This window comes from Geomonas agri, assembly GCF_020179605.1.
GTDB classification, from domain to species: Bacteria; Desulfobacterota; Desulfuromonadia; order Geobacterales; family Geobacteraceae; genus Geomonas; species Geomonas agri.
Genome location: NZ_JAINZO010000001.1, coordinates 1847907 through 1860768 on the forward strand (window position 1 = coordinate 1847907; position 12862 = coordinate 1860768).

General features: G+C 62.7%; 12 protein-coding genes. 2 read left to right on the forward strand and 10 right to left on the reverse strand.

Annotation, left to right across the window (positions count from 1 at the left end; translation table 11 throughout):
- Positions 1–25: 25 nt before the first annotated feature.
- On the reverse strand, positions 26–1648 hold the full coding sequence (locus K7R21_RS08025) for an ABC-F family ATP-binding cassette domain-containing protein (protein WP_224982750.1): 1623 nt from the start codon (positions 1646–1648) through the stop codon (positions 26–28).
- 466 nt (positions 1649–2114) lie between these two features.
- Here K7R21_RS08025 and K7R21_RS08030 point away from each other — a divergent pair, with 466 nt between their 5' ends.
- Entirely contained in the window at positions 2115–2492 is a 378-nt protein-coding gene (locus tag K7R21_RS08030; RefSeq protein ID WP_224982751.1) for a hypothetical protein, read from the forward strand.
- Here the strand turns inward: K7R21_RS08030 and K7R21_RS08035 are convergent.
- From K7R21_RS08035 to K7R21_RS08070, 8 genes are all read right to left on the reverse strand, one after another.
- Entirely contained in the window at positions 2489–2722 is a 234-nt protein-coding gene (locus K7R21_RS08035) for a hypothetical protein (protein WP_224982752.1), read from the reverse strand. The two genes, K7R21_RS08030 and K7R21_RS08035, sit on opposite strands and share 4 nt — an antisense overlap.
- A 13-nt stretch (positions 2723–2735) precedes the next feature.
- Entirely contained in the window at positions 2736–3431 is a 696-nt protein-coding gene (locus K7R21_RS08040; RefSeq protein ID WP_224982753.1) for a YggS family pyridoxal phosphate-dependent enzyme, read from the reverse strand.
- A 16-nt stretch (positions 3432–3447) separates the two neighbouring features.
- On the reverse strand, positions 3448–4023 hold the full coding sequence (locus K7R21_RS08045; RefSeq protein WP_224982754.1) for a Maf family nucleotide pyrophosphatase: 576 nt from the start codon (positions 4021–4023) through the stop codon (positions 3448–3450).
- A 26-nt stretch (positions 4024–4049) separates the two neighbouring features.
- Positions 4050–4250, reverse strand: a complete 201-nt coding sequence (locus tag K7R21_RS08050) for a hypothetical protein (protein WP_224982755.1) — start codon at positions 4248–4250, stop codon at positions 4050–4052.
- A gap of 39 nt (positions 4251–4289) precedes the next feature.
- Positions 4290–5600, reverse strand: a complete 1311-nt coding sequence (gene trmFO, locus K7R21_RS08055; RefSeq protein ID WP_224982756.1) for a methylenetetrahydrofolate--tRNA-(uracil(54)-C(5))-methyltransferase (FADH(2)-oxidizing) TrmFO — start codon at positions 5598–5600, stop codon at positions 4290–4292.
- A gap of 174 nt (positions 5601–5774) precedes the next feature.
- Entirely contained in the window at positions 5775–8117 is a 2343-nt protein-coding gene (gene topA / locus K7R21_RS08060; protein WP_224982757.1) for a type I DNA topoisomerase, read from the reverse strand.
- Between the two features lie 25 nt (positions 8118–8142).
- Positions 8143–9222, reverse strand: coding sequence for a DNA-processing protein DprA (dprA, locus tag K7R21_RS08065; protein ID WP_224982758.1), 1080 nt, complete (start codon positions 9220–9222; stop codon positions 8143–8145).
- A gap of 19 nt (positions 9223–9241) precedes the next feature.
- Entirely contained in the window at positions 9242–10240 is a 999-nt protein-coding gene (locus tag K7R21_RS08070; RefSeq protein WP_224982759.1) for a LysM peptidoglycan-binding domain-containing protein, read from the reverse strand.
- 426 nt (positions 10241–10666) lie between these two features.
- Between K7R21_RS08070 and K7R21_RS08075 the strand changes: the two genes are divergently transcribed.
- Complete coding sequence (locus K7R21_RS08075) at positions 10667–11914, forward strand: peptidase U32 family protein (protein WP_224983424.1); 1248 nt, start codon at positions 10667–10669, stop codon at positions 11912–11914.
- Here the strand turns inward: K7R21_RS08075 and K7R21_RS08080 are convergent.
- On the reverse strand, positions 11892–12857 hold the full coding sequence (locus K7R21_RS08080) for a diguanylate cyclase (RefSeq protein WP_224982760.1): 966 nt from the start codon (positions 12855–12857) through the stop codon (positions 11892–11894). The genes K7R21_RS08075 and K7R21_RS08080 overlap by 23 nt on opposite strands.
- Positions 12858–12862: the final 5 nt, after the last annotated feature.

The following is a 12862-nucleotide window of genomic DNA, read 5'->3' on the forward strand; positions in this document are numbered from 1 at the left end:
CCACCGTTGTCAGTCCCCTCCCCGATCAGGCATGTACCGTCTTGGAAAGGTAGTAATCGTAATTCCCCTCATAGAGACGCATCTCGCCGTGATCCACTTCGATGACCCGGTCGACGAGCTTACGCAGGAAGTGACGGTCGTGGCTCACCAGGATGACGGTCCCCTGGAAGTTCTCCAGCGCATCGAGGAGGATCTCACGGGAACGGATGTCCAGATGGTTGGTGGGCTCGTCCAGCACCAGGAAGTTCACCGGGCGCGCCAAAAGCGTCGCCAACACCACGCGGCTCTTCTCGCCGCCGGAGAGGTTCTCGATCCTCTTGTCGACGTCGTCCCCCTGGAACAGGAAGGCGCCCAAGAGGTTGCGGATCACCCCGATGGTGGCCAGCGGGATAACATCCTGCACCGTCTCGAAGATGGTCTTCTTGGGATCGAGGATCTCCATGGCGTGCTGGCTGAAGTAGCCGAGCTCGACGTTGGCGCCCAGGTTAACGTTCCCCTCGGTGGCGTCTGTATGGCCGGCGATGGTCTTCAGGAAGGTCGATTTGCCGGCGCCGTTGACACCGACCACGGCGATCTTGCTCAGGCGCTTGATGACCCCGGTCACGCCGGAGAAGATGGGATGCACACTGCCGTCGGGGTTCAGCCAGCTCTTGCCCAGGTTGTCCATGACGACGACATCGTCGCCGCTCCTGGGGGGGGTGGCGAACTCGAACTTGACCACGCGCTCCTCGGGCGGGATCTCGATGCGCTCGATCTTGTCGATCTTCTTCACCCGGGACTGCACCTGCGCCGCGTGCGAGGCACGTGCGGCGAAGCGGGCGATGAACTCCTCTTCCTTGGCCAGCATCTCCTGCTGGCGCTTGTAGCTCGCCAGGAGCTGCTCGCGCCGGATGTCGCGCTCCCTCTCGTAGAAATCGTAGTTGCCGCCGTAGGTGGTGACGGTCTTGTTGGCCACCTCGACGATGCGGTTCACGACGCGGTTCATAAAGTCACGGTCGTGGCTGGTCATCAGGAGCGCGCCCTTGTACTCGTTAGCGATCCACTCCTCGAGCCAGATAATGGACTCGACATCGAGGTGGTTGGTCGGCTCGTCCAAAAGGAGCACGTCGGGCTGCAGGGTCAGGATTCCGGCCAGGGCAACGCGCATGCGCCAGCCGCCGCTGAAGGACTCGACCGGGTTGTGGAAGCGGTCCGGGCCGATGCCGAGGCCAGTCAGGACCTCCTTGGCGCGCGAGTCGAGATCGTAGCCGCCGCGATGCTCGAACTCTTCCATGGCGACGCCGTAGCGCTCCAGGAGAGCCGCCATGTCGTCGTCGGACATGGGGAGCCCCATCTGCTCCTCCATCTGCTTCAGTTCCCCGGCCAGGCGCACCGTATCCGCGGAGACCGCCATCACCTCGTCCAGCGCCGAGCGTCCCGCCATTTCGCCGATGTTCTGCGAAAAGTAACCGATGGTAGTTTTCTTGGCGACGGTGATATCACCGGCATCAACCTCTTCCTCGCCGGTGATGATCCTGAAGAGCGAGGTCTTGCCCGCGCCGTTGGGGCCGACCAGGCCGGAGCGACTACCGGGCAGTATCTGGAAGCTGGCGTCGCGGAACAGGACCTGCGAGCCGTGCTGTTTCGTTATGTTGGACAGATGGATCATGCTTTCTCCCTGTGCTGAATTCGCAACTTATGAGCGTTAGCACGAACCCGACCGCAGTGACAACTTAATTTTCTTCAAGGAAGTTAAAACCAAGCCCTTTAGTCACTGAGAAAATCGAAGAGGTTCGAGAACAGCAAAGTCAGTTAAACGAAAAGCTTTAGGGTGCAACAGGACATGAGGTACAGGGTGAGGGGGGGGCAGAGCTCCTTTAGATGTTCTCCGTGGCCGATGGTTTCGTCCCTGGGCTATTTCGCGTAATAACCGAACAGCATCTGTTCAAAAGCCGTACAGCATGGACCACCTGCGTTGCCCCACCTTATGCTGGACCATCCTTACCTGCACTGCAACCCTCTGTAATAACGCAGCTTTGGTCTTAATGAGAGATAATGTCGCTAGAAGGGGTTTTGGGCGTTGTTTGTGCTACAGCGAGGAAAACGAATGTGAACTGCTAGCGGGAGGAGAATTTATGAACATGTTCGGCGCACTGATGATGACCGTCACCATGACCATGACCGCGGTCATGTTGCCTCGCATCTACATGTCGTGGATCGTGGCGGAACGCTACTTCCTAGAGGGCGAAATCGAGCAGTTGATGCAGCTCCTGATCGAGCAGAATAACTGGGTGTGGCGGCAGTTCGGTTGCGGTGCGGTGGCAGTGGCAATGATCTGGATGGTGCGCAACTCCCAGCACGACCTTTCCATCCCGGCCTCGATGGAGGCGACGCTGGCGGTCTACGCCACTATTTCGCTGGTGTTCGCCATACTGGAATCGCTGGTGGCCCAGCGGGTTTCCGGCTTCCTGGCGCTGGTGCCGGCACCGGTAAAGATTGCCGACGAAGACTAGCGTTTCTTCAAGGACTCGACCCCACGTCGCAGCAGGTTGGCCAGGTAGATGGCGACGAACATGATCAGCGCGACGTTGACGAAGCGGGTCCAGATGGGATCGGCAGCTGCGCCGCTGTTGCCGAAATTGCGGTAGAGATACCAACCACTCAGCGATGCCCCCACCACGGCGCCCGCTACCACGAAGGGGCGCCGTAGCTTTGATACCTGCTTTTCCTGCCCAGGCTCCATGATCTCCCCCATTTCAGTAGTACTGGCGCGCGCCGAACAGGGCGGATCCAACCCGCACCAGTGTGGCGCCTTCCTCGATGGCCGCTTCGAAATCGCCGGACATCCCCATGCTCAATTCCTGCATTTCCACCCCGGGGATGGCTGCCCGCCTCACCTCGTCGGCCAGTTCGCGCAGCTTGCGAAAGTAAGGGCGCGCCGCTTCCGGGTCGTCGAAGAAGGGGGGCATGGTCATCAGCCCCTTCACCTTGAGGTTTGGCAGTTGCGCCACCTCGCGCACCAGGTCCAGGAGCTCGTCGCTGCTGGTACCCCCCTTGGTTTCCTCGCGGGATATGTTCACCTGGACCAGGATATCGCACACCTTGCCGAGAGTGCCCCACTGCCGGTCGATCTCTCTCGCCAGGCTCAGGCGGTCCACGGAGTGGACCAGGTCGACCTTGCCGGCGATCTGGCGCACCTTGTTGCTCTGCAGGCTGCCAATGAAATGCCACGAGATTTCCGCGGGGAGCTCGGATTGCTTCGCCACCAGTTCCTGGACGTAGTTCTCGCCGAAGATGACCTGGCCGCAGGCGAAGGCCTCGGCTATGGCGGCGGCAGGTTTGGTCTTGGAAACGGCGACCAGGTGCACCGCACCGGGATCGCGCCCTGCCCTTAAAGCGGCTTGCGCGATGCGTTCACGGATCTCCCTGAGATGCTCACTTACCTCCCCCATAACGTCCCCCTTCCTCCTACAGTGCTCCCAGGACCCTGAGTTTCTCGACCACCTCGCACAGAGGCAGCCCGACCACGTTGGTGTAGGAGCCGTCGATCTTCTGGACCATGTGTGCGGCGCCCCCCTGGATGGCGTAGCCGCCGGCCTTGTCGAAGGGACAGCCTGTGGCGATGTAGGCGTCGATTTCCTCGTCGTGCAGCGGCTTGAAAAATACCTTGGTGCGCACCGCCTCCACCAGGGCATCGTCGCGATCGCGGTCGTAGATGGCGAAGCCGGTGACCACCTCGTGCGGCACGCCTGAGAGCTTTCTCAGCATGCGCTGGGCGTCGGCATGGTCCTTGGGTTTGCCCATGATCTCGCCGTCGCAAAGGACGATGGTGTCCGCGCCCAGGAAGAAGCGGCCTTCGGTCATTTCCGCGGCGGCGCGGGCCTTTCCTTCGGACAGGCGCAGCACGTGATCGACCGGCTCCTCGCCGGGAAGCTGATCCTCGCAGATGTCGGCGGGAACGACGCGGAAGCTGATCCCGGCGGATTCAAGGAGTTCGCTGCGCCTTGGGGAGGCGGAGGCAAGTACGATGGTTGGTGCGGACATGATTTCTCCTTAACGGCAAAAACTGATTATTCACCCTTACAACGGCGGCAGAAGCGGAAGATGAGGATGACCGCCAGCATGACGGCGGCGCCGAGGATGGTCTTCCAGTGACTGCCGGTGGCGAGGCCGTAGACGAGGGAGGCAGTGCCCATCACGAAAACCAGGGCCTCCAGCGATAGCAGCCGTCCGACGACGCTTATCTCCTGCTGTTCCTTGTTCCCTGTCATAGCAACCTCCTCGGCACACCCCGGCGGGCGGCCCGGCGGCTACCCGGTTACCTTAGGCAGCCACGTTTGCAGCGCCTCCAGCCCTCGTTGGGCCAGCAGGCCGCGCTTTTCCTTCTTTTTGATGCGCCCGACCAGCGCCGGGAAGAGCCCGTAGTTGACGTTCATGGGCTGGAAGTGCGCCGCTTCGGTATTGGTGATGTGGCGCGCCAGCGCGCCGATGGCGGTTTCGGCCGGAGGGACGATCAGCTCCTCCCCCTTGGCCAGGCGCGCCGCGTTGACCCCGGCGACGAAACCGCTGGACGCGGATTCCACGTACCCCTCGACGCCGGTAATCTGCCCGGCAAAGAGGATGCGCGGATCGCTCTTCAACTGGCAGGTGGCCAGAAGGAGCTCCGGCGCATTGATGAAGGTGTTGCGGTGCATGGAGCCCAGGCGTAAAAACTGCGCCTGCTCCAAGCCGGGGATCATCCGGAAGATCCGCTTCTGCTCGGGCCAGGTGAGCTTGGTCTGGAATCCGACCAGGTTGAACATGGTGGCCTCGCGGTTCTCCTGGCGCAGCTGTATCACAGCGTACGGCTCCACGCCGACCCGGGGATCGGCGAGCCCCACCGGTTTCATCGGGCCGAAGCGCAGCGTCTCCACACCGCGGCTCGCCATTTCCTCGATGGGCATGCACCCCTCGAAGTGGACCACCTTCTCGAAGCTTTTCGGCTCCACCTTCTCTGCGGCCAGGAGTTCCTTGACGAAGCTGTGGTACTGCTCCTCGTCCATGGGGCAGTTCAGGTAGTCGTCGCCGTCACCCTTGCCGTAGCGGGAGGCGCGGAAGGCCTTGTCGTAGTCGATGGAATCGGCGGCGACGATGGGGGCGATGGCGTCGTAGAAGTAGAGGTAGCTGCCGGCCAGGCGACCGATTTCTTGGGCGAGCGGGCCGCTGGTAAGGGGGCCGGAGGCGACCACCACGATCCCTTCTTCGGGGATGCTGGTCAATTCCTCGCGCACCACCTCGATGTTGGGGTGCTGTTCGATCTTTTCGGTGATGTAGTTGGAGAAGAGTTCTCGATCAACGGCCAGCGCGCCGCCGGCGGGGACCTTGGTGGCCTCGGCGCCTTCCATGAAGAGCGAGTCGAGGCGACGCAGTTCTTCCTTCAAGAGGCCCACCGCGTTCTCCAGCGAATCGCCACGCAGGGAGTTGGAGCAGACCAGTTCGGAGAGCCCGGGGAGGTGATGCGCCTCGGAGTACTTGCCGGGCTTCATCTCGCACAGGCGAACCTTAACGCCGCGTTGGGCCGCCTGCCAGGCCGCCTCGCATCCGGCCAGTCCACCGCCAATTACCGTGATCTGCTTCGTCATTCTTTCTCCTAAAACCAAAACCGAAACCAGCCTCACGCAAAGACGCCAAGGCGCAAAAAGTAAAACAAGACGATTTTTGCCTTTGCGCCTTTGCGGCTTTGCGTGAAACAGCCTTGAAAATCAAAGCGGGGTCCGAAGACCCCGCGCTCACTTCATCTATCGCTACCGCCTGCGCTACTCCTTGTTGCTCTGGTAGTCGCACCCTTCCTTGGGACACTTGAGGAACTCGCCCTCGCGCTTGTACACCTTCTTCACCAACAGCGGATTGCCGCACTTGGGACAGGGCTTCTGCACGGGGAGATCCCACAACGCGAACTTGCACTCGGGATACCGGTTGCAGGAGTAGAACAACTTTCCGAAACGGGACTTCTTCTCGATCAGCTCACCCTTGCCGCAGGCGGTGCAGGTGATGCCGGTCCCCTTGGGCTTCACCAGGGGCTGGATGTTCTTGCAATTGGGGTACGCGGAGCAGGCGAGGTACTTACCGAAGCGCCCGTCCTTGATCAGCATGTGGCTGCCGCACTTGTCGCAGACTTCCTCGGAAACCACGGGCTCGACCACCTCGCCGGTTTCCTTGTCCAGGGGACGGATGTAGCGGCATTCGGGATAGCCGGTGCAGGCGAAGAACTTGCCGAACTTGCCGAGCTTCACCACCAGCGGCTTGCCGCACTCGGGGCAAACCTCGTCGGTGGCCTCGGTGGTCAGGTCGGACTTGCTCACCTCCCCTTCCTTCAGCTTCAGGAGGTTGATGAACGGCCCCCAGAACTCGTGCAGGAGCGGCCGCCACTGCTTCTCGCCGCGGGACACCATGTCGAGCTGCTCTTCGAGGTTCGCGGTGAAGTTGTAGTCGACGTATTGGTTGAAGTGGTTGGTCAACAGGTCAGAGACCACCATCCCCACGTCTTCGGGGAAGAAACGCTTCTTGTCGAGGCGCGCGTACTTGCGCTCGATGATGGTGTTCATGATGGAGGCATAGGTGGACGGACGCCCGATGCCGTACTCCTCCAGGGTCTTCACCAGGGTCGCCTCGGTGTAGCGCGGCGGGGGCTGGGTGAAGTGGCGCTCGGGGAGGAGTTGCTGCAGCTTCAGGATGTCACCCTCGGCCAGCGGCGGGAGCGTCCCTTCCTTCTCCTTGCCCTCCTCCTCGTCGTCGACGCCCTCGATGTAGAGCTTCATGAAACCAGCGAAGCGGATCACGGTGCCGGCCACGCGGAAACGGTACCCCTCGCCGGCGGTGATCTCGACGGAGGTCTGGTCCAAAAGCGCCTCGGCCATCTGGCAGGCCACGGTCCTCTTCCAGATCAGGTCGTAGAGCTTGAACTGGTCCGAGGTGAGGAACTTCTTCACCTCGATCGGGGTCTTGGAGATGTAGGTCGGGCGAACCGCCTCATGCGCCTCCTGGGCGTTCTTGGACTTGTTCTTGAAGAAGCGGGGCTTCTCCAGGGCGTATTCCTTGCCGTAGAGCGAGGTGATCAGCTGCCGCGCGTCCTCGAGGGCCACGTTGGAGAGCGCCACGGAGTCGGTACGCATGTAGGTGATGAGACCGACCGCGCCTTCCCCGACGTCGATACCCTCGTAGAGCTTTTGCGCGGTGGACATGGTCTTCTTGGCGGAGAAGCCGAGCTTCCTGGCCGCCTCCTGCTGTAACGTGGAGGTGGTGAACGGCGGCGACGGCGAGCGCTTCCTCTCGCTCTTGGTGACCTTGTCGACGCGGTACTCGGGGTTGGCCGGCGTCTTTACCACGAGCGGCGTCGCGCCTTCGTCCCCTTCCTGCTTGGGGAATTCACCCTTGCCGCCCAGTTTCTCGTAGAGCCCGAAGGCCACCTCGCGGTTGGGGATGTCGAACTTGCCGAGCTTCTTACCTGCCGCCTCGACCAGCGCCGCGGTGAGTCCCTGCTTCTTCGCAGTCTCCAGCTTGGCGCCGATGGTCCAGTATTCCTGCTCCTTGAAGGCCTGGATCTCCTTCTCGCGCTCGCAGATCAGTCGCAGCGCGACCGACTGCACGCGCCCGGCGGAGAGGCCGTAACGGATCTTCTTCCACAAAAACGGAGAGAGGGTGAAGCCGACCAGGTAGTCCAGAATCGAGCGCGCCTGCTGCGCGTCCACCAGGTGCTCGGAAATGCCGCGGGGATTCTGCACCGCGTGCACGATGGCGTCCTTCGTGATCTCGTGGAACACCACGCGCTTGATATCGAAGGGGACCTTCTTCTTACCCTCCAACCCGAGCGCCGCCAGGAGGTGCCAGGAGATGGCCTCCCCCTCGCGGTCGGGGTCTGTCGCCAGGAGCAGCGAGGAGATACCCTTCATCTCCTTCTTGATGGCGTCGATATGCTTCTTGCTCTCGGGGAGCACCGCGTACTTGGGCTCGAAATCGTGCTCCACGTCCACGGACCCCTGCTTGCTGGGGAGCGCGCGCACGTGGCCGAACGACGCCAGCACTTTGTAATCGGGGCCGAGAAATTTTTCTATGGTCTTCGCCTTGGCGGGAGACTCGACTATGACGAGATTCTGAGACATGTGTCCACCTGGTTACGGTAATGGTTCAGACGACCGCAAAGCGCTTGCCGGGAAGCTGGATGATGATCCCTTTCAATTCCAAGCGAAGTAAAGTAGCGGAAACCTCGCCGGCTGTCAACGCGCTCTGTACGATGATGTCGTCAATCTGCAGTACGCCCTGGCACAGCAGGGCATACAGTTCCGCCTCCTGCGGGGTGAGCGGGAAGGATGGGGGCGGCTCCGCGGGATGGGTCGCCTGTGGCTCGATGCCCAGTTCCTCGAGGACGTCCTCGACCCGCTCCACCAGCTTGGCTCCCTCTTTGATGAGACCGTTCACGCCGCGGCTGCCGGTCGTGGTGACGTTGCCCGGGACGGCAAACACCTCCCGCCCCTGCTCCAGCGCGTACTGGGCCGTGATCAGCGACCCGCTCCCCTCCCCCGCCTCGACCACCAGCACCCCCTTGGCGAGGGCGCTGATGATGCGGTTACGCCTGGGGAAGTTCTCGGGAAGCGGCAAGGTCCCCATGGGAAATTCGCTCACCAGGGCCCCCTGCTGGCACAGCGTGCGGTACAGGGTGTCGTTTTCCGGCGGGTAGATGACGTCGACGCCGCAGCCGAGGACAGCGATACTGCGCCCCCCCGCCTTAAGGCACCCCCAGTGGCTGGCGGTGTCGATGCCGCGCGCCATGCCGGAAACCACCGTGACACCCTGCCCGGCCAACTCCTTGCCGAGGCGGGTCGCGGTGCACAGGCCGTACTGGGAGGCGTGGCGCGACCCCACCATGGCCACCGCGGTCTCGTTACCGTCGAGCGCCCCCATCAGATAGAAGAAGGGGGGCGGGTCGGGTATCTGCATCAAAAGGCGTGGGTAGCGCTCCGACAGGATGTCCACCACCTGGGCGCCGCCGGCACGGACCCGTTCGCATTCGGCCTCGGCCTCGGCGCCGTACTGGTGCTCGACGATGGAACGGGCGGTCGCCGCGCTCACCCCCTTCACTGAGACGAGTTCCTCTGGGGAGGCCTTAAGCGCCCTTTCGGGGGAGCCGAAGTGCGCCAAAAGCCGCAGGAAGGTGACGTTACCAACCTGCGGCACGGACTTCAGCGCGAACCAGTAGTAGTGATCCATGGGGTTACCCCCTTTGGCGTCACCTGCTTTTTTTCATCTCCACGCGGTCACCGCGGTACACGGTGTCCACGCTCTTGACGATGACGGCGGTGGAGCTGTTCATGCCGGTGGCCACCACCACCAGCGCCCCGACCACCTCGACCGGGAGCTTCTCGATCTTGGCGTTGGCGTAGCGCTGGTCGGGCACCACGTCACGCACGATGTAGAGCATGTTGCCCGGCTGCACCCCTTGCGCCTTGCCCAGGTCGAGGAAGACCACGTCGTTCACCGCCAGGGCGGTGTTGCCGGTCTGGGTCTGCACGATGTAGCCGGTCAGGTCGCGGTCAGGGGATTTGAGCGCGATGGTCATCTTGCGGTCCTGGTAAGGAAGCAGGAAGGAGCCTGCGCTGATCTCCTGGAAGGACTTGGTAATGATTGCCTTGGAGGCGTTGTCCTCGAGTTCCGAGAGCTGCAGTTCACCCAGCGGCATAACCTGCTGCCCGAGGATGACGTTGGTGACCGGATGGCTCACCGGGCCGATCTTCTTGAAGATCTGGTAGCGGTCACCGGGGTTGCCCCCCTGGGCGCGCCCGATGTCGGTATAGACGATGTCGTCGGCGCCGGCCATTTCCCGGTTCTGGTGCAGGGAGATCACGATTCCAGACGGCTTCGTGCCGTTCTCGATCAGGAAGCCTTCGCTGCCGTTGACGGTGAAGGTCACCGCTTGCGGCTCTTCGCGCAGTTCCTGCGATGCCGGCGCCGGGACTGCCGGGGCGGTGGACTCAGGTCCGATCTCGATGCGGTCGGAATAGATGCGCACCTTCTGGCCGGGATAGATGAAATGGGGGTTGCCGACGGCCTGGTTGTTGGCCCAGACGTTGGGCCAGTAGTAGGGGTCCTTCAGGAAGCGCTGCGACAGCCCCCACAGGGTGTCGCCGGGGACGATGGTGTAGATGGTGGGTTGTTCCTGTGCCGCCGCAAACGGTGCAGTCGCGGTCAGACCCAGGAAGAGCAGTGCCAGACAGAGGTGTTTTTTCATAGGCTCCTTTAGGGGCACCAATCGCCCCACCCTCCTCCTCGCCCTTACCCCCGGCGAGGTGTGCAAAGTGATACAGCGCTCATGACATCGGTAACCAGATCGACAGCAGGTCCTTCATTAGTTTTCGGGACGCATTTTAAAGGGAAAGCGTGGAAAGGGCGCCGGATAAGTCTCTGAAACCGCGAGCTTAGCCAACCGCTTTTTTGGCCTGGCAACCCTTGGTACCGAAAAAATTTAACATAATTAAAGCCTTTTGCCTATCAATGTCAAGGGGAAAGCGCCTTTGGGGGGTTCCCTTAGCCGCCCGGTGTATGCTAGGTTGTCCGGTGTCCGGGTGCGCCGCACGAGCGGCAAGGCGAACCGGCAGCGAAGCACGACAAGGAGCATGGTTTGACGGGTAACGGGATGGGGCTGGAGAAGCTGCAGATGGTTGAGACACAGGGAGAGCGGGTAACACGCCCGCGGGTGAAACCGGAGCTTTTGGCACCGGCCGGCAACATGGAGAAGCTGAAGGTGGCAATCCGCTACGGCGCCGACGCCGTCTACCTGGGCGGCAAGGCATTTGGTCTCAGGAACCTGGCCGGCAACTTCACCCGGTTGGAACTGGACGAGGCAGTGGCCTACGCACACGCGCACGGGGTGAAGGTCTACCTCACCGTGAACGCCTTCGCCGACAACGATGACCTTCCGGGCCTGGAGCGCTACCTGTCCGAGGTGGCCGACATCCCCTTCGACGCCTTCATCGCCGCCGATCCCGGCGTGGTGGCTCTCATCGCCGAGCGCTACCCTGGTCGCGACATCCACCTCTCCACCCAGGCCAACACCACCAACTGGCGCGCCGCCCGCTTCTGGCAGGCCCAGGGGGTGAAGCGGGTCAACCTGGCGCGCGAGATGTCCCTCGACGCGATCAGGGAAACGGCGCAGCGCTGCGACATGGAGCTCGAGGTCTTCATCCACGGCGCCATGTGCATCTCTTATTCCGGGCGCTGCCTGCTCTCCTCCGCCATGACCGGGCGCGACGCCAACAAGGGTGAGTGCACCCAGCCCTGCCGCTGGAACTACTCCATCGTCGAGGAGACCCGCCCGGGCGAATACTTCCCAATCCACGAGGACGAAAGCGGCACCTTCATCTTCAACTCCAAGGACCTCTGCCTGATCGAGCAGCTCCCCGCGCTGGTCGAGTGCGGGGTCGACTCGCTGAAGATCGAGGGGCGCATGAAGGGGATCTACTACGCGGCCAGCGTGATCCGCATTTACCGTGAGGCGCTGGACCGCTACTGGGAGGACCCGCAGGGGTACCAGCTCAAGCCGGAGTGGCTCGAGGAACTGGCCAAGGTAAGCCACCGCGGCTACACCACCGGGTTCCTCTTGGGTAAGCCGCGCGACGTGGACCACGAGTACCTCTCCTGTTACGTGCGCAACTTCGAGTTCGTGGCGCTGGTGGAAAAGGAAGTAGAGGGCGGGGTCCAGGTCGTGGTGCGCAACCGGCTCCAGGCGGGCGACGTCCTGGAGGTGATCGGCCAAGGGGCGCACTTCACCCGCTTCACCCTGTCCGCCATGACCGACTTGGACGGGGTCCCGCTCACCGTGGCCCACCCCAACCAGCACGTCATCCTCACCGGGGTGCAGGGCGCCGGCGAGTTCGACCTGATCAGGCGGGAGAAGACGGGGTAGCCCCCGCAACTACCTTGTTCTTGCCGCTGTTCTTGGCCTGGTACAGGAACTGGTCGGCACGCTCCAAGAGCGCCTGGGCCTCGCAACCGTCCTCCGGGAACGAGGCCACTCCCACGCTCACGGTGACCCGCCCCAAGGGCTGGGTCTCCCTCCCCGCGAAAGGGTGCTCCGCCACCCGCGCCCGCATCTCCTCGGCCGCCTTCACCGCCCCTTCCTTCGCCGTCTCCGGCAACAGCAGCACGAATTCCTCGCCGCCGTAGCGCGCCGCGATGTCGCAGGCCCGGGAATGGGACATGACGATCTGGGCCAGTCCCTTGAGGAGCCGGTCCCCCTCGGGGTGGCCGTGGGTGTCGTTGTAGTGCTTGAAGTTGTCCACGTCGAAGAAGATCAGGCTGCAACGCTTGTCGAAGCGCTTGGAGCGTGCCACCTCCTGGGCGAAGGCCTCCTGGAAGTAGCGGTGGTTGAACAGCGAGGTGAGCCCGTCGCGCACCGCCATCTCTTTGAGCGCCTGGTTCGCCTCCTGGAGTTCCTGGTTGGCCCGGGTCAACTGCTCCAAGAGCACCCGGTTCTGCGCCACCAGGCGCGCCTTCTCCGCCGCCCGCCCCGCCACCGCCGAGATCAGGTCCAGACTCTCGAACGGCTTGACCAGGTAATCGTAGGCGCCGGCCCTAAGCGCCGTGAGCGCGCTGTCCAGCGAGGCGTGGCTAGTCATGATCACCACCTGGGTGTCCGGGTTGTGGCTCTTGATCTCGCCCAGGAGTTCGATGCCGCTCATGCCGCTCATCCTGATGTCGGTGATCACCAGCTGGTGCGACCCGGCCCGGAACGCCTCAAGGGCCTCCTCCCCGCTGGCCGCCTCGGAGACGGTGAATCCGTCCGCGGACAGCACCTGCGATACCACGCTTCTCAAGGTCTCCTCGTCGTCGACGACTAACAGTTCCATGTCCG

What these genes read in the sequence shown, in the direction of transcription:
- topA (WP_224982757.1), bottom strand. Translation starts at nt 8,117, where the DNA reads ATGTCTCAGAATCTCGTCATAGTCGAGTCTCCCGCCAAGGCGAAGACC.
- K7R21_RS08050 (WP_224982755.1), bottom strand. Translation starts at nt 4,250, where the DNA reads ATGACAGGGAACAAGGAACAGCAGGAGATAAGCGTCGTCGGACGGCTG.
- K7R21_RS08035 (WP_224982752.1), bottom strand. Translation starts at nt 2,722, where the DNA reads ATGGAGCCTGGGCAGGAAAAGCAGGTATCAAAGCTACGGCGCCCCTTC.
- K7R21_RS08040 (WP_224982753.1), bottom strand. Translation starts at nt 3,431, where the DNA reads ATGGGGGAGGTAAGTGAGCATCTCAGGGAGATCCGTGAACGCATCGCG.
- K7R21_RS08025 (WP_224982750.1), bottom strand. Translation starts at nt 1,648, where the DNA reads ATGATCCATCTGTCCAACATAACGAAACAGCACGGCTCGCAGGTCCTG.
- trmFO (WP_224982756.1), bottom strand. Translation starts at nt 5,600, where the DNA reads ATGACGAAGCAGATCACGGTAATTGGCGGTGGACTGGCCGGATGCGAG.
- dprA (WP_224982758.1), bottom strand. Translation starts at nt 9,222, where the DNA reads ATGGATCACTACTACTGGTTCGCGCTGAAGTCCGTGCCGCAGGTTGGT.
- K7R21_RS08030 (WP_224982751.1), top strand. Translation starts at nt 2,115, where the DNA reads ATGAACATGTTCGGCGCACTGATGATGACCGTCACCATGACCATGACC.
- K7R21_RS08075 (WP_224983424.1), top strand. Translation starts at nt 10,667, where the DNA reads ATGGTTGAGACACAGGGAGAGCGGGTAACACGCCCGCGGGTGAAACCG.
- K7R21_RS08070 (WP_224982759.1), bottom strand. Translation starts at nt 10,240, where the DNA reads ATGAAAAAACACCTCTGTCTGGCACTGCTCTTCCTGGGTCTGACCGCG.
- K7R21_RS08080 (WP_224982760.1), bottom strand. Translation starts at nt 12,857, where the DNA reads ATGGAACTGTTAGTCGTCGACGACGAGGAGACCTTGAGAAGCGTGGTA.
- K7R21_RS08045 (WP_224982754.1), bottom strand. Translation starts at nt 4,023, where the DNA reads ATGTCCGCACCAACCATCGTACTTGCCTCCGCCTCCCCAAGGCGCAGC.